The 16,660-nt window shown below is 70.9% G+C and carries 9 protein-coding genes; all 9 read right to left on the minus strand.

Going from position 1 to position 16,660, the window contains the following annotated elements; translation table 11 throughout:
- Positions 1–32: 32 nt before the first annotated feature.
- On the minus strand, positions 33–3,995 hold the full coding sequence (locus ACQPWW_RS22135; RefSeq protein ID WP_433125211.1) for a non-ribosomal peptide synthetase: 3,963 nt from the start codon (positions 3,993–3,995) through the stop codon (positions 33–35).
- Positions 3,992–5,773 (minus strand): ABC transporter ATP-binding protein, encoded by a 1,782-nt coding sequence (locus ACQPWW_RS22140; protein WP_433125212.1) that lies wholly within the window; start codon positions 5,771–5,773, stop codon positions 3,992–3,994. The genes ACQPWW_RS22135 and ACQPWW_RS22140 overlap by 4 nt, the downstream gene beginning before the upstream one ends.
- On the minus strand, positions 5,770–7,629 hold the full coding sequence (locus ACQPWW_RS22145; RefSeq protein ID WP_433125214.1) for an ABC transporter ATP-binding protein: 1,860 nt from the start codon (positions 7,627–7,629) through the stop codon (positions 5,770–5,772). Before ACQPWW_RS22145 ends, ACQPWW_RS22140 begins: the two co-directional genes overlap by 4 nt.
- An 8-nt stretch (positions 7,630–7,637) precedes the next feature.
- A complete protein-coding gene (locus tag ACQPWW_RS22150) occupies positions 7,638–8,969 on the minus strand; it encodes a condensation domain-containing protein (protein WP_433125216.1) in 1,332 nt (443 codons plus the stop codon).
- 79 nt (positions 8,970–9,048) lie between these two features.
- Positions 9,049–9,930 (minus strand): aminoacyl--tRNA ligase-related protein, encoded by an 882-nt coding sequence (locus ACQPWW_RS22155; protein ID WP_433125218.1) that lies wholly within the window; start codon positions 9,928–9,930, stop codon positions 9,049–9,051.
- Positions 9,931–9,955: 25 nt separating this feature from the next.
- Positions 9,956–11,128, minus strand: coding sequence for an acyl-CoA dehydrogenase family protein (locus tag ACQPWW_RS22160; protein ID WP_433125219.1), 1,173 nt, complete (start codon positions 11,126–11,128; stop codon positions 9,956–9,958).
- Entirely contained in the window at positions 11,128–11,352 is a 225-nt protein-coding gene (locus ACQPWW_RS22165; RefSeq protein ID WP_433125221.1) for a phosphopantetheine-binding protein, read from the minus strand. Before ACQPWW_RS22165 ends, ACQPWW_RS22160 begins: the two co-directional genes overlap by 1 nt.
- 109 nt (positions 11,353–11,461) lie before the next feature.
- The gene (locus ACQPWW_RS22170) at positions 11,462–11,680 is read right to left on the minus strand and encodes an MbtH family protein (protein ID WP_433125222.1); all 219 of its coding nucleotides are present in this window, start codon (positions 11,678–11,680) and stop codon (positions 11,462–11,464) included.
- 14 nt (positions 11,681–11,694) lie between these two features.
- Positions 11,695–16,659, minus strand: a complete 4,965-nt coding sequence (locus ACQPWW_RS22175) for an amino acid adenylation domain-containing protein (RefSeq protein ID WP_433125223.1) — start codon at positions 16,657–16,659, stop codon at positions 11,695–11,697.
- Position 16,660 lies beyond the last annotated feature (1 nt).

Below are 16,660 nucleotides of genomic sequence, written 5' to 3' on the forward strand. Positions count from 1 at the left end.
CGGTATGCCGAGGCGCTACGGCGGCACGGCGGTCATCTCCCGGATCCCGCCGCTCGAAGGGCGCCGGCGAGCAGCCGTCCGGTCTCCTCCGCCGCGCTACTGAAAAAGTCGTGATGCTCCGCGTCGTGGCGCAGGACCGTCAGACGGCCGGCGACGAACCGCTGCCATGCCGCCGGATCCTCCCCCTGAGCTGCGACGAGGGTCATGTCGCCGCGAAGCAGATCCGGTACGAAGCGACGCTGGAGACGGACATTGTTCAGCCCTATCCGCAGCGCCGCTCGGATGGCGTGGTCACCGGCGTCGGCCAGTGGAGGGAAACACTGACGCACCTCGTCCAGACTCCGACTCGTGAGGTCGTCCGGATCCCGGGCGTCGCCGAGGGCGTCACCGGGCGGAACACCGAGCACGTTGTGCAGCGCCACCCGGAGCAATTCGCCATCGGTGTCCTCGCCGGCCACGTCCGGGTAGCCGTCGAGGACCACCACCGACGCCACCTGGTCCCCCGCACGCTCAAGCCGGGTAGCGATGTTGTGCGCCACCAGACCACCGAAGGACCAACCGACCAGGTGATACGGACCGTCCCGCTGGATCTTGCGGATCTGGGCCAGATAGTCGGCGGCCATCTCGGGGATGGATTCGGGCAGTGCCGGCAGCGGGCCTCCCGCGATCGCCTCCGCGAACCCGCGGGCCTGCAGCGCGTAGACCGACCTGCCGCGACCCAGGTACTCCAGGACGCGCAGGTAGCACCAGCTCAGGCCAGCACAGGGATGGACGAGGAACAGCGGTTCGTCAGGCCCCGCGCGGCGTAGTTCCAGGACCGGCCCGAAAACCTCCTCCTCCGTGTGGCTCGACGACACCTGACGGGCCAGGGCCGCGGGCGTGGGATGGCGGAGGATGCTCTGCAGCGGCAGGTCCACGGCGAGTTCGGCACGGATCCGACGGGCCAACTGGACAGCCAGCATCGAGTGTCCGCCAAGCTGGAAGAAGTCGTCCTCGACCCCCGCGCCGGGCACACCCACCACCTCCGCGAACAGCTGCACCAGACGCTGCTCCACTGTCGTCCGCGGCTCCCGGCTCCGCCGCACGCTTACCGGGGGCGGCGGTAGAACGCGGCGGTCGAGCTTCCCGTTGCCGCTGAGCGGAAACTCGTCGAGGACCACGACGGCCGCCGGGACCAGGTGACCGGGAAGCACGTCGCCGAGGCCGGCGAGTAGCGCCTGAGGGTCGACCGTGCCGGACGCCTGTGGCCTCGCCGGCGTGACGTATCCGACCAGGCGCTGGTCGCCCGGCGTGTCCTCGCGGATCACGACACAGGCGCCACCGACGGTCTCGTCCGCCATCAACGCCGCCTCCACCTCGCCCGGTTCGATCCGCTGGCCGCGAAGCTTGACCTGGTCGTCGGCCCTGCCGAGGAAGACGAGCTCACCGTCGGGCGTCCATCGGACACGGTCACCGGTCCGGTACATCCGGCGGCCCGGCGGGCCGTAGGGATCAGCCACGAACCGGGTCGACGTCAACCCCGGGCGCGCCAGATACCCGTCGGCGAGCTGGACGCCGCTGAGATACAACTCCCCCACCAGCCCGACCGGGCACGGGTCCAGCCGGTCGTCCAGCACCCGCACCTGCGTGTTCCAGACCGGACGGCCGATCGGCACCGCGCCGGACTCGCCGGGAACGCAGTCGTGATAGGTGACGTCGACGGCAGCCTCGGTCGGCCCGTAGAGGTTCGTCAGGGCGACTCCGGGCAGAACCTGGTGGAAGGCGTCGACCGCTTCGCGCGGAAGTGCTTCGCCGCTGCAGAAGACGCGGCGCAGACCGCCGCAGCGGACCGCCGTGGGCTCGGTGCGGAACAGGTTCAGCATCGACGGTACGAAATGCATGACGGTGACGCCGTTCGCCACGATGGTGCGGACCAGCGCCGCCGGGTCCCGGTGCTCGTCCGGTCCGGCGACGACGAGCGCCGCACCCACCCGCAGCGGCCAGAAGAACTCCCAGACCGACACGTCGAACCCGCTGGAGGTCTTCTGGAGCACGCGGTCGGAGGCGGTGAGGGGGTAGGCGGCCTGCATCCAGCGGAGTCGGTTGTCGATCGCGGCGTGGGAGACGATGACGCCTTTGGGGCGCCCGGTGGACCCGGAGGTGTAGATGACGTACGCGCTGTCCCGGGGCTGAAGCTCCGACCCCGGGTCCGGGAGATCACCGGCGGCCACTGTCGCGTCCGCCGTCAGGTCGTCGAGGGTGACAAGGCGAAACTCGCTGCCCTCAAGCCGCGTACGCAGCTCCGGGTCGCTCAGCACGCACACCGGCCGGGCGTCGTACAGCATCATCCGGATCCGCTCGTCCGGATGCCCGGGGTCGAGCGGCAAATAGGCGCTGCCCGCCTTCACCACCGCGAGCAGCGCGACGACCAGCGCGGCGGAGCGCGGGAGTCCCACGGCGACTGTCGTCCCCGGGCCCGCGCCCAGTCCGCGCAGCCTCCTGGCCAGATCATCGGTGCGGAGGTCCAGCTCGGCGTAGGTCAGCGTGCCGGTCGCGGAGACCAGGGCGATGCCGTCCGGGGTTCGCGCGGCCTGCGCCCGGAAGGCCGCCGGCAGGGTGGTCACGGGCGTTTGTCGGGCGGTGTCGTTCCAGTCGTCCAGGACCTGCTTCCGCTCCCCCGGCGTCAGCAGGGAACCCGCGCTGATCGGCAGATCCGGCGCGTCGACGACCGCGTCGAGAAAGCGGGACAACCGGACAGCCAGCAGCTCGACGGTGTCCGCGCGGAAGATGTCGGTGGCGTATTCGAGGACTCCCGAAATTCCCCGCGGTACGCCGCCTGCGTCGACGATTTCGGTCAGTTGCAGATTGAGATCGGCCTTCGCTCCCGGGACGTCCACCGCCGGCCGTTCGGCCGTGACCGCTCCGAAGTCCAGATCCTGGTCCACCCTCGTGTCGAAGGCGAGCATTACCTGGAAGAACGGGTGGCGGTCCACGGAACGCGGCGGGTTGAGCACCTCCACCAGCAGGTCGAAGGGAAGGTCCTGGTGGGCGTACGCCTCCAGGTCGACGTCGCGGATCCGGTGCAGCAGCTCGGCGAACGACGGATCACCGGACAGGTCGGCGCGCAGGACCAGCGTGTTGACGAAGAAACCCACCAGGTCGTCGAGTGCCTCGTCGGTACGCCCGGCCGTCACCGCGCCGAGCGGAATGTCGACGCCCGCGCCCATCCGGCACAGCAGCCCGCACAGCGCGGCCTGCACCACCATGTAGACGGTGCAGTTGTGCCGCCGGGCGAGATCCATCAGCTTCCGGTGCCGACCGGCATCCCACTCGACCGGGACGCCCGCGCCGCGGTGGCTCGAGAACGCCGGCCGGGGACTGTCGGTGGGCAGTGGCAGGGCGGTGGAGACCCCGTCGAGCGCCCTCCGCCAGTAGTCGAGCTGGCGGGCGGCCACGCTCTCCGGGTCGGTGCGGTCGCCCAGCAGCTCGCCCTGCCACAGGGTGAAGTCGGCGTACTGCACCGGCAGTTCCGCCCAGCCCGGCGGGCCGAGGCCCTCGCTACGGGCGCGGTACGCCGCCGCGAGGTCCCGCAACAGCACGTCGATCGACCAGCCGTCCGCGATGATGTGGTGCAGTGTCAGCAGCAGCACGCTGTCGTCCACCGAGCACACGAAGAGGTCGGCTCGCAGCGGTGGCGCCTCCGCGAGCACGAACGGCGCGGACGCGACGACCTGGATCCGGGCGTCGATCTCGGCCGGGTCGACTGCGGTCACTCGCAACTGCGGGCCGTCGGCCGGGAGATCCAGGATGTGTTGGCAGGGCACCCCGTCGACGTCGGGAAAGACCGTGCGCAGCGACTCGTGTCGGGCGACGACGTCACCGAGGGCGAGGCGCAGCGCGGTACGGTCCAGCGGTCCCCGCAGCCGCAGGACGACCGGCAGGTGGTAGGCCGGGTCGGATCCGTGCAGCCGGTCGAGGAACCACAGCCGTTGCTGAGCGTGCGACAGCGGGATCACAGCGCGTACGCCCGGCTCTGCACGGCGTAAAGCTCGGCGTATCTGCCCGGTGTGCGGGTGAGTTCGTCGTGTGTGCCCAGCTCCGCGACCCGGCCGCGGTCCAACACGACGATGAGGTCCGCCGCCCGGACGGTGGAGAATCGGTGCGAGACGAGCAGGGTGATGCCACCGGCGGCCGTGTCGGCCAACCGACCGGGGCCCGTGAAGCGCTCGTAGAGATCGTGCTCCACCTGCGGGTCCAGCGCGGCGGTCGGCTCGTCCAGCATCGCCAGCAACGGCTTGCGACGCATCGCCGCCCGGCTGAGCGCCAGCTTCTGCCACTGGCCGTGCGAGAGTTCGGCGCCGCCGAAGGTCCGGCCGAGCCTGGCGCCGAGCCCCTGCGGCAGCCGCCGCACCACGTCCTCCGCCTGTGCCACCGCCACCGCCGCCTCGATGGCGGCCTCGTCGTCGACACGTGACACGTCGCCGACGCCAACTGTGTGTCGTGCCCGGCCTTCCAGCTTGAGGAAGTCCTGGAAGGCCGCTGTCGTCCGGGCGCGCCACTCGTCCAGGCGCAGTTCCCGCAGCGGAACATCATCGATGAGCACCTCGCCCTGCTCCGGTTCGTACATCCCGGTGAGCAGCTTGACCAGCGTGGTCTTCCCCGCGCCGTTGGTGCCGACCACCGCCACCGTGGAGCCGGCCGGAAGGTGGAGGTCCACGTCGCGCAGCACGGGCTGGTCCGTACCGGGATAGGTGAAGGTCACCCCCTGCAGGCGGATGCCGTCGGTGAGCCGCGTCGGAGCCGGTCGGGTGCCGGTGTGCGCGTGCCGCTCGGTGTGCGCCTGGAGCCACTGCAGGTGGCGCATCGTCGCACGCCCCTCGGCCAACTGGGAGAGGCCGTTCACCGTCGTGGCCAGCTGCGCGCGCAGGTACCCCGACAGGCTGGCCACCATCAGCAGATCGCCCGGGGTGCCCCGGCCCTGACTCACCTCGTGAGCGACGAAGGCCAGCGCGGCCAGATAGCCAGCGGCGAAGCCGGTCCAGCCCGCGACCTGCCAGAGCGAGGCGACGCGCAACGCGCGCACGAGCCGCCGGGTCACGCTGTCCCAGTAGTCCGCGGCCCGTCCGTCCACGTTCTGGTCACTGCCGCTGATTCGCAGCTCCTTGGCGGCCGCCGCCGAGGTGCCCAGACGGTGCAGGCCCAACTCGCGGCGCTCGGCCTCGGCGCTCTCATCGCGGGCGCGGGCGAGCAACGACGACGCGCGGCGGGAGAAGTACAGCGGCGGGGCGGCAAGCAGCACCAGCGCGCACAGCGCCGGATGTACGCCGGCCAGCAGCCACGCGCTCAGTCCGAGACTCAGCATCGACGAGGCTGCGCTGACCGCACCCCAGCAGGCGCCCGCGAGGGTTTCGGTGCTCGACCGGATCTGGCTCAGCCGGTCGAGGAACTCGGTGCGTTCCAGGTGCTCCACTGTCGGGGCGCCGCCGGTCATCACGTGCAGCCGCTGGCGCAGCACGAGGTCGACCCGCTCGGTGAGGTCGAGTTGCAGGCCGCCCTGCACCCGCTGGGCCGAGGCGATCATGGCGTAGGCGAGGGCGCCGACCAGGGCGGCAAGCAGGATGCCCCGCCCGCCACCGAGCCCGGCGGAGTTCGACAGGTTACGCACGGCGAGACCGGTGGCGGCCACGGCCAGGGCGTTGAAGAACGCCAGCACCAGTACGGTGGCGGTGGCCTTCCGGTCGGCCCGGTACGCGATGCGGAGTATGGCGAGAACCACGTTGGACCCGACTGTCATGCTTTCGCTCCTCCTGGACGTACCGTCATCGGAGCCTCGGGCGCGCCCGCCGGCGGTCCGTCGCCGAAGCGATCGGCCTGGAGCCGGTACAGCCGCGCGTAGTGGCCGCCGAGCTCCATCAGCTCGCTGTGGTCCCCGGTCTCGGTGACCCGGCCGCCGGTCAGCAACACGATCCGGTCGGCGTTGCGGACGGTGGAGAGCCGATGGGAGATCACCACGATGCTGACGCCCGAGACCGCCGCGATCACCTGGTCGTAGAAGCTCGTCTCCGCCTTGACGTCCAGATGTGCGGTGGGCTCGTCGAGGATGAGCAGCTTGCGGCCGTGCGCGACGGCGAACATCGCGCGGGCGATGGCGATCTTCTGCCACTGTCCGCCGGAGAGGTCGACCCCGCCCCGGTGTTCGCGGGTGAGCAGGGTGTCCAGCCCGTTGGGGAGCCGATCGACGACGTCCCGGGCGCCCGCCGCCTCGGCCGCGGCCATGATGCTCGCGTCGGTCGCCTCGGCCTCCGGCGCGCCCAGCGCGATGTTCTCCCGGACGGTCAGCGGATAGTGCACGAAGTCCTGGAAGACGGCGGCGACCCGGCGACGCCAGGAGGTGATGTCCAGCTGGGCCAGATCGATCCCGTCGACGCTCACGCGGCCCTCGGTGGGTCGCTGGAGACCGGTGAGGATCTTCAGCATGGTGGTCTTGCCGGCCCCGTTGCGGCCGACCACGGCCAGCACCTCACCGGGCTGGATCTCCAGGTCCAGTCCGTCCAGGACCATCTCCGCGCTGCCCGGGTACGAGAAGCCGATGCCCTCGAACCTGAGGCGCGGCGCTGATTCGGGGGCCGGCAGTCCGCCGCCGCCCTGGTCCACCGCGGCGAGCCGATGCGAGCGCAGGCGGTCGAAGGCCTGCATCGCGCCGGTGGCGTACTCGATGTCGAAGGCCTCGTGCCCCATGACGCCGGCCGCGAAGACGCCCCAGGCGGCGAGGACCATCGTCACCAGCGCCCCGGACGTGAGCTGGCCGTTGTCCAGCGCCGTTCCCGGCACGTAGAGCGCCGCGAAACCGGCCGCCCCGGCGAGGCCGAACGTCACCCACTGCCGGCGCAGGATGCCGCGCCGCTCACGCCAGATCTCGCCGAGCCAGTCCTCGGACTGTTCCCGGTGCCGGGCGTTGAGCCAGCCGGCGAGCCCGAACAGGCGTACCTCCTTGGCGGCGGCGGAGCCGGTGAGCGTGTCCGACCAGTACTCCATCCGGTGCCGGTCACCCATCCGCGAGTCCCAGATCGCGCCCAGTCGCACCCACTGCCGACGGATCATGGCGCGCATCAGCAGAGTCGCGGTCAGCAGGGTGATCCCCAGCCACGGCTCGTACCAGGCCAGCACCGCGCCGCAGCCGACCGCCCCGGCCAGCCGCCCCAGCAGGACGAGTTGACCGACGGCGCCGGTTCCAGGGGTACGGGTCCGCCAGCCGCCGAGTTCCGACACGCGGGCCACGTCCGTGCTGTAGTCACCGTCGTCGAGGTGTGCGATCCCCCGCGGCTCGGACACCCGGCGACGCACGTCGGAGCGCAGCCGACCGTCGATCCGGCGGGCCGCGAGCACGTCGAGCGGCTCACGCAGCAGCTCCGTGCACTGGCCCAACAGGACCACGACCGCAACGAGGGTCAGGTGCGGCACCATCTCACCAACCGAGCCCGCGTCGAGGGCGCGGGTGAGCAGCAGACCCGTGAACACGGCCGTGGCCGCCGGCGCCAGGGCGGCGGTCAGGTGCGCCACGAGCAGTCCGGCCAGAGTCGCGCGTCCCGCCCGAGTGAGCAGCATCAGCAGCTGGAGGCGTTGCCGCCCCACCGTTCCCCAATCGGTCATTGGACTCTTCATCTCTTCATGGCGGCTGCGCAGCGATCGGCGACCTGCCGCACTGTGGTGTCCGTCCCGTCGGCCAGCCGGCACAACTGCTCGTCGAACCAGCCGGCCAACGACCGCAGCTCCGGGGCGGGCAGCAGCCGGGGATCGGCGCGAATCACGATCGGCATCTCGGCGCCGAAGCGGACCTTGACGTCGAAGCGGGGTCCGATCTGGCGGCGTGGGGTGTACTCCTCCACGCGGGGTGGCGGATGGCCGTCCAGCCGGGCGGCAGGCCGGGCCACGATGTCGGTCGGCAGGAAGTTGAAGAAGTGGTCGAACCCCAGTTCGACCTGCCGTTCCTGGCGCACCAGGTCGGTGATCCCGTCGAAGTCGTACATGCCCATTCGGTACGCCTTGAAAGCCGACGCGCCCAGGCGGGACAGGAAGTCGGTGTACGGGGTCTCGGGCGCCCCGAGATCAACCGGCAGCGGCACGTACTGATTCATGGAGCTGACTATCGCGTTCCACCGCGGGTCGAAGCGGTTGCCGGACTGGAGGGTCAGCACCGGCTGGGCGGCGCCGGTGACCACGCCGCAGGCCACCGCGGTCAGCGACAGCAGCAGGGTGTGCGGCGAGGCGTTGGAGCGTGCGGCGAGAAGCTCCAGCGCCGCGCGGGCCCGCGTCGAGTACAGGACGGCCTCGATCCGACCCGGGATGTCCCCATCGGACAGCGGCACCGGGAAGTGCTCCTCGGGCAGTGTGTTCAGGAGCTTCTGCCAGTGCCGCACCACCGCGTTGCGGCGCGATCGACCGGCCTCGGACCACTGCTCCGCGGCGAGGTCCCTCGGGGAGGGCGCTGTCTCGGCCAGCCACTGCCGGCCCGGCTCGTCCGGCGACCCGAGCTGTGCCGACAGCTCCGCCAGCAGACGGATCACGCCGTAGCCGTCGGACACGATGTGGTCCACGACGATGACGACGGCGTGCGGCAGCCCGTCGCGGGTGACGACGGCGAACCGGCGGCCGAACTCCTCCGCCCGGACGATCCGCTCCTTGGCCAGTCGCCCCGCGACCACGGCGGCGTCGTCGTGCTCGACCACCTCGACGGTCACCGTCTCCTCGGCGGGCAGGACGTGTTGGCGAGGCCCCTCCGGAGAGTCCACGAACAGTGTTCGCAGCGACTCGTGTCGGCGGCACAGAACGCTGAGGGCCCGCACCGCTTCGTCCACAGTGGTGCCGGGAGGCACCGGCACAAACTCGCGCAGATACGTCTCCGAGAAGCGTTCCAGCGGATACGTCTCCATGACGCGCCACACCGACAGCTGTCCGAAGGTCAGCGGGCTCGACGCACGCTCGTCGGTCATGATCCAACCCTCTCCTGCCGGCCGGTCGGTGCGACCCGCGCGGCGAATGGCTCTGCGGGCAGCCGGCGCGGTGGGCGCGTCACCTGTCTGCTCCGCCGAACCCCAGCGCGCCGCGCACGGAGGCTGGCCAACGCTCCGGTGCGGCTCCGTGCACCGCGATCAGGGCAAGCACGATCCGCTCCAATCCGAATGCCGCGCAGGCCGTGTGCGCGACGTCCCCGTCCGTCTGAATGCCGAACAGCCCGCCGAAGTGGTCCTTGTGGTAGTTCGCGCTCGCTATCGCCTGCGCCCTGCCGGTGCCGAGATCAGCCTTCAGCTCCCACTTGAGCTCCTCCTGCCGCTGCGGGGGCGCCATCATCCGGGCGGCGTCGCCGAAGAACGGGTCCGTGGCGACCTCGACCGACACCGTCAGGCCGAGCCCTTCGAACCAGGTGCGGGCCCGCGCCAGCCACTCGTCGCGCCAGGCGGGCACGTCGTCGGGGCCGCCGATCCGCACGATCTCGCGCATGCGAAAGCTGCGCAACCGGCCCAGCTCGCTGCTCCCCTCGTGCCGGTAGCACGACGCCTCGGCGGTCATCGTCACCGCCTGCGCCAGCGTCTGGCTGGCCACCAGCGGATACAGGTGATAGCAGGTCGCCGGCAACGCCACGACATCGCTGATCGTCTGGTCGCTGTGCCAGGGAGCGCCGTCCGCCAGTCGTGCGGCCTGGACCGCCCGCCACCGCCGGTTGTCCCCGACGAAGGTGTGCAGCGTGCCGAGCAGGTTCGGGAACGCGTCCACGTAGCCGAGGCGCTCCAGGAGTGCCCGCGAGATGACGGGTGGCACATGGAACGCCTGCGGGTCCTCCGGCCGGGCGAAGCCGAGAACGGACGAACGCAGCCCGTCCACCACCGCCTCGAACGCGGCGTTCAGCACGCCGACGCCGGAGACCTCGGTGGGAATGAGCGACGCCGCGAGCACGTCGGTGGTGTCCAGGGTGTCTATGTCACACCTTCTTCATGAGGCTCAGTCGCGCATTGGTGCTGAGCAGCCGATCGTTACCGATCATGAGTCGCGCCGAGTAGAGGTCGCGCAGATGCCGCGCCACCGAGAGCGGTCCGTCCTCGGAGTAGCCCGCCATGCCGCAGATTTCGAGGGCGCATCTGGCGACATCGACAGTCGCCGTGGAGGCAAGCACCTTCAGGTCGTTGAGCAACAGCGTGAGCGCGGGACCACCACGTGCCCCCACTGCGGCGGGGTCGGCCCAGATGGGCTGGTAGCGACCCGCCGCCTCGGTCAGCAGAGCCCGGGTCTGCGCGAGCGCGGCTCCCGCCGCGGCCAGCCTCGGCTCCAGGTGATTCCCGTCGGACCGCGTGCGTTGGCGCACCATGGACTGCGCCCTGCGGAACGCGTCCGTGGCGATCCCCGTCCAGCAGGCACTCCACAGGAGGTGGGACAGGGGCACCATGGTGGCCTCGGCGATCTCGCCGAACCCGACGGGCAGGACGTGCGACGCCGGTACGGTCGCCACCACGTCGAACCCCGGGCTGCACGTGCCCCGCATACCCATGGGATTCCACTGCGGCCCGGCGGGTGTGAGCGACACCTGGTCCGCCTCGGCGTAGACCGCTACCTGGTCGGTCGCGGGCGCGTCGGCCGTCCGGCGAGCGGTGATCAGAAAGGCGCCGGCCTGTTGCCCGTACGAGACGGTCGGTGCGCTCTTCTCCAGCCGCACCATGTCCCCGTCGGGCACCACTGCTGCCGAGCTCGTCCGCAGGCTGCCGCCGATGCCCCGCTCCGAGGTGACCGAGGCGACAAGCGTTCCCCCGGCCACGACCGACGGGAGGAGGTCACGAATCTCGGCACTCCCGTGCCGCACGAGGCACGCGACCTGAACCTGGTGCATCGCCCAGATCATGGCCGTGGAGCCGCAGCCGCGTCCGAGCTCGATCCCGGTCTGGATCAGCTCGTCGAGGGTGCAGCCGAGACCTCGGTACTCCGTCGGGCACGCCGCATTGAGCACCCCGGCGCGGTGCAACGCGGCGACGGATTCCACCGGGAAGCTCGCCCCGCGGTCGGTGTTGACCGCGTTCTCGGCGAGGATCGCGGCAGCCTCACGAAGCGAGTGCGAGGCGCCGTTCATCGTGGTCGCGCTCGGCAGGTCGCGGACGCCGGGCATCAGGCGACAGTCTCGGTGACGCAGGGCGCGCCTGCGGTCAGTCCGCGCACCGCCTGCGTGATGGCCTGCACCGAAGAGAAGGTCTCGCGGGTCAGCGCCTCCTCGGGAAGCTCGATGTCGAACTCTTCCTCGACGGCGATCATGACTCGCACCACCTGCATGGACGTGATGCCCGCGGACCACAGATCCGTATCCGGCTCAAGGTCGAGGGACGGCGAGTCCATACAACTTCTCACAATCTCCTTCACCAGGTCTTGCAAGGCTTTTCTCCTATCGTTTCCACATGAAGTCCGCTGCCGTGCGACTGGATGTCGGCGATTCCGCACCCACGGATCACCCTTCGGATGCCATGGCCTCTCGCAGGCTCCGGGGACGGATGTCCGGCCAGTGCTGTTCGACGTAGGCCAGGGCGGCAGCCCTGTCGCAGTCACCGAATGCGACGTGCCAGCCGTTCGGAACGTCGGCGAGGACCGGCCACAGGGAATGCTGCTTCTCGTCGTTGACCACCACGTAGAAGCGGCCACTCTCGTCGTCGAACGGATTGGTGGTCACAGATCCTCCCCAGCCTAGGATTCGTTCGTCAGGAGAAGTCGGTCCGGAGCGACGGGGCGCATCCGCCGCAGTACCGGGCGGGCGGCTGACCTGCCGCGCAGACAGCGGGAGATCGCGGCCACGGTCGGGCCGTCGAACAGATCGCGGATGTCGAGTTCACAGCGCAACTCGGCGCGGATCCGGTTGACCAGTCGCGTTGCCAGCAGCGAATGACCGCCGAGGCTGAAGAAGTCGTCATCGACGCCGACCGTGTCGACACCGAGCGTCTCGGCGAAGAGTCGGCACAGCGTCGCCTCCTGCGCGGTGCGCGCCGGTCGTCCCCCTCGCAGCGCCTCCGAGTAGTCAGGAACGGGCAGCGCCGCACGGTTGAGCTTGCCGTTCGGCGTCAGCGGCAGCTCGCTGAGTGGCACCACCACCGACGGCACCATGTACTGCGGCAGTTTGCCGCCGGCCTGCGCCCGGATCTCCGACAGGTCGGGGGCTCGGCCCCCCTCACCGACCACGTACGCCACGAGACGCTGGCCGACGGCCCGGTCCGCGCGGGCGAGCACAACGGCCTGGACGATCCCGGGCATCGCCGTGAGGACGCTCTCGATCTCGCCGAGCTCCACCCGGAAGCCCCGGATCTTGACCTGGAAGTCGGTCCGGCCGAGGAAGTCCAGGCTGCCGTCCGGACGCCAGCGGACCAGGTCGCCGGTGCGGTACATACGCGTGGCGGGCGCTCCGAAGGGATCCGCCACGAACCGCTGTGCCGTCAGTCCGGGACGACGGAGATAGCCGCGGGCGACCTGCGCTCCGGCGAGGTAGAGCTCACCCGGCACGCCGACCGGCACCGGCTGCAACCGGTGGTCCAGCACATAGGTCCGCATGTTCGGGATGGGCGGACCGATCGGCGCGGTACGCCCGGTGCTGATGGTGGCGGCAGGGACGACGGACCCGGTGACGGCGTGGGTTTCGGTGGGGCCGTAGTAGTTGTAGAGGTAGTGGTCGGGTCGACCCTCGTAGAGAGCACGGACCGCCGGCGAGAGGTCCAGCGCCTCGCCGGCCTGAGCGAGGTGACGCAGCGCGTCCAGCCGCGTACCCAACCGCTGGGCGGCGGCTGCGACGCTCTCCACCACAGACGTCGGCGCGTACAGCTCGCCAACGGCACAGCGGTCGAGCCAGCGGGTCAGTTCGTCGGGGTCCCTGCGGATGTGGTCCGGCGGTACCGCGAGCGTCTTACCGCTGGTCAGCGCGGAGAAGATCTCCTGCGCCGCGACGTCGAAGCTCAGCGAGGCGAACTGCGCGACCACAGTGCCCACGCCACCGTCGGGTACGAAATCCGCGTGCCACGCCATCAGGTTGACAAGGGCCGCGTGGTGCATCACGACCCCCTTGGGCCGACCCGTCGACCCGGAGGTGTAGATCACGTAGACCGGATGCGACGGTCGGAGCGGGCTGACCCGCTCGCCAGCGGCGATGTCCGCGCCGGAGAGGGCGTCGAGCCGGGCCCTGATCTGTGGGCTGCGGACGTCGATGGTGAGCGAGCCGCCGTCGCCGATCGGAGCCTCGCCAGCGGTCAGTACGCAGGCCGGCGCCGCGTCAGCCAGCATGTGCGAGATGCGGTCCGCCGGGTAACCGGTGTCCACCGGCAGGTACGCCGCACCGGCCTTGACGACGGCGAGCACCGCGACGACCTGCTCGACCGACCGAGGAACCGCCACGGCCACGATCGCCTCCGGACCGATGCCGTGGCCGATGATCAGCCGGGCGAGCCGGTTCGACTGCTCGTCGAGCTCCGCGTACGTCAGCGAGCTCTCCTCGAAACGGACGGCGACAGCATCGGGTGCGCGGGCCGCCTGACGGTGCAGCAGCTCGGGCAGCAACGTGCCGTCCACTGTCCGTCGCGTGGAGTTCCAGCCCTCCAGGACCTGCCAGCGCTCGCCGGCGGACAGCATGGGGAGGGCATGCACAGGAACGGTCGGATCGCCGACGGCCGCCCGGAGGATCCGCAGCAGGTATCCGCCGAGCCGGGTGGCGGTCTCCTTGTCGAAGAGGTCCGTCGCGTAGTCGAGCGACAGGTCGACGCCGCCCGGAGAGCCGTCATCAGTGGTCGTGGGGGTGTAGTTCAGCAGAAGATCAAAGGTGGCGGCCTTCGCGCCCGACTCGTCCACCTCGATGGTCAGGTCGCCGACGGTACGGATGGGAGGGCGGGGGTTCTGCGCCGCCAGGAGCACCTGGAACAACGGGTGCCGGGACGGCGTCCGGACCGGGTTCAACGCCTCCACAAGCACTTCGAACGGCAACTGGTCGTGGTCGAATGCCGCCAGGTCGGCCTCGCGGACCCGACTCAGCAGTTCGGCGAAGGACGGATCACCCGACGTGTCGGTGCGCAGGACGAGCGTGTTGACGAAGAAACCCACAATCGGGTCGAGGACCCTGTCGTTACGCCCCGACACGGGGCTTCCGATCGGGATGTCCGCTCCCGCGCCCAGTCGCGACAGGACCACGGCGAGCGCCGCGTGGAACACCATGAAGAGCGTCGCGCCACCGTCGCGCGCCAGCCGCGTCAGCTGCTCGTGCAGCACGGCGTCCACCGTCAGCTCGACGGTGCCGCTGCGGTGCGACGGCCGCGCGGCGCGTTGCCTGTCGTACGGGAGCGCGAGTTGATCGGGTAGCCCGTCCAACGCCGCTCGCCAGTAGCCGAGGTCGCGAGCAGCCACGCTGGACGGGTCGGTGGCGTCACCGAGCTGGTCGCGTTGCCAGACGGCGAAGTCCGCGTACTGAAGGGGCAGGGGCCGCAGCGTGGGCGCGCGACCGGCCCGCCGCGCGTCGTAGGCCGCGAGGTAGTCCGAGACGAGCGGCGCGATCGACCAGCCGTCGCATGCCACGTGGTGGAAGACGAAGAGCACGGCATGCTCGTCAGCAGGTGTCGACAGCACATAGGCCCGGACGGGCGGCTCGCTGGACAGGTCAAACCCCGGGCGGAGCAGCTCCGCCCGACGGGCGGCCATCTCCTCCCGGGTCGCGCAGCGCAGCAGGTGCGGCTCTGCCGGGCACTCCTGCGGTGTCAGCACGCGCTGCACGGGTTCGCCGTCGTCGGTCTCGGCAAGGATGGTGCGCAGGATCTCGTGCCGGGCCCGCACGTCGTCCCACGCGGCCACCGCGGCCGCGGTGTCCAACGGACCCCGAACCCACAGGGTCAGCGGAAGGAGGTAGGAATCACTGCCTGCTTCCATCCGGTTGAGGAACCAGAGTCGTTGCTGGGCGAACGACAGCGGGATGCGCCGCGGACGTGGCTGACGTACCGGTGTCCCCGCCGGCGTCGCCGCCGGCCCCGCACCGGGGGCGAGCAATTCGGCGAGGCCCCGCACCGTTCGCCGAGTGAAGATCTGCCGCATGGACAGCACTGCGCCCAGCTCCCGACGTACCAGCCCGATCAGCCCCGCGGCCAGGAGCGAGTCCCCACCGAGCGCGAGGAAGTCGTCGTCGGCGCCGACCGAGTCGAGTCCGAGCACCGCGGCGACCAGTGCGGCCAGCTGGCGCTCGGTGGCGGTGCGATACGGGCCGTCCGAACTCTTCGGCAGCGCCGGCGCCGGAAGGGCCGCACGATCGGTCTTGCCGTTCGGCGTCAACGGCAGCCGGTCGAGGTTGACGACCGTCCACGGCACCATGTAGTCGGGCAGCGCCTTGGCCAGCAGCGCGCGGGCCTCCGCCGGCTCGGGCAGGTCGCCGGCCGCGCCGACCAGGTACAGCACGATGCGCCGGTCGCCGGGCCGATCCTCGCGGAGCATGGCCACCGCCCGGGTGACGCCCGGAAGAACGGTCGCGGCGGCCTCGATCTCCCCCAGCTCCACCCGGAAGCCGCGGATCTTGATCTGCGTGTCGGCGCGCCCCACGAACTCGAGATCCCCGTCCGGACGCTGCCGTACGAGATCGCCCGTCCGGTACATCCGGGTGCCCGGCGCGCCGGTCGGATCGGCCACGAACCGTTGGGCGCTCAGAGCGGGCTGCCCCAGGTAGCCACGGGCGACGCCGGCACCGCTGAGGTAGAGCTCACCGATGGCGCCATCGGTGACCGGCGCCAGCTTCTCGTTGAGCACCCGGATCCCGGTCTCCCGGATCGGAACGCCGATCGGCACCGTGCCGTCGTCCAGGTCGAGCGCGGCGTCCAGCCTGCGGGCGGTCGACCAGATCGTCGTCTCCGTCGGTCCGTAGACGTTCGTCACCTCTGCCGCGCCAGCCCGTAGCCGGCGCGCCAGCAGCGGTGGCAGCGATTCGCCTCCGACGAGAACCCGGATGCCGGTGAGATCCGGTTCCGCCGCGTCGAGCAGGCCCTGCCAGAGGGCCGGCGTCGCCTGGACGACGGTGATGTCCCGCGCCGGCAGCTGCGCGGCCAGCGCGATCGGGTCGCCCTGCTCCGCACCGGTGGCCAGCACCAGGCGCGCGCCGCTCACCAGGGGGGCGAACAGTTCGAGGCCCGCGATGTCGAAGCCGATGGTGGTGACGGCCAGGAACCGGTCGTCGGGGCTCAGTTCGAGCCGTTCCACGAAGTCGTCGAGGAGGTTCATCAGATTGCCGAGGGTGTTTACCACCCCCTTCGGGGCGCCTGTGGATCCCGAGGTGTAGAGGACGTAGAAGGCGTGCGCGTCGGCCGGTTCCGGCGACGGCGGCCGCCGGCCCGGATCCTGGTTCTCGGCAGGCACGTCGACCAGAACCCGTCGCACCTGGTCGGCGAACGTGATGGTGGCCTCGGTGACGCTGTCGCTCACCAGCAACGACGGCCGGGCGGCCGCCACGATGCGCCGGTTACGGGCGCTGGGGTGCGCTGGGTCCAGCGGCAGGTACGCGGCACCGGTCTTGCCGATCGCGAGCAGGGTGACCACGAGTTCGACGGTGCGCGGCAGCGCGACAGCGATCAGCTGCTCCGGGCTCGCCCCGGCAGCCGCGAGCCGGGCGGCGAGCTCGTCCGACGCCTCGTCGAGCTGCTGATAAGTCATG

It is taken from the genome of Micromonospora sp. CA-240977 (assembly GCF_050942285.1).
Classification (GTDB): Bacteria; Actinomycetota; Actinomycetes; order Mycobacteriales; family Micromonosporaceae; genus Micromonospora.

Excerpts from the sequence above, each read along its gene's own strand:
- ACQPWW_RS22140 (WP_433125212.1), bottom strand. The coding sequence starts at position 5,773 with ATGACAGTCGGGTCCAACGTGGTTCTCGCCATACTCCGCATCGCGTAC.
- ACQPWW_RS22165 (WP_433125221.1), bottom strand. The coding sequence starts at position 11,352 with ATGGACTCGCCGTCCCTCGACCTTGAGCCGGATACGGATCTGTGGTCC.
- ACQPWW_RS22175 (WP_433125223.1), bottom strand. The coding sequence starts at position 16,659 with ATGACTTATCAGCAGCTCGACGAGGCGTCGGACGAGCTCGCCGCCCGG.
- ACQPWW_RS22150 (WP_433125216.1), bottom strand. The coding sequence starts at position 8,969 with ATGACCGACGAGCGTGCGTCGAGCCCGCTGACCTTCGGACAGCTGTCG.
- ACQPWW_RS22145 (WP_433125214.1), bottom strand. The coding sequence starts at position 7,629 with ATGACCGATTGGGGAACGGTGGGGCGGCAACGCCTCCAGCTGCTGATG.
- ACQPWW_RS22160 (WP_433125219.1), bottom strand. The coding sequence starts at position 11,128 with ATGCCCGGCGTCCGCGACCTGCCGAGCGCGACCACGATGAACGGCGCC.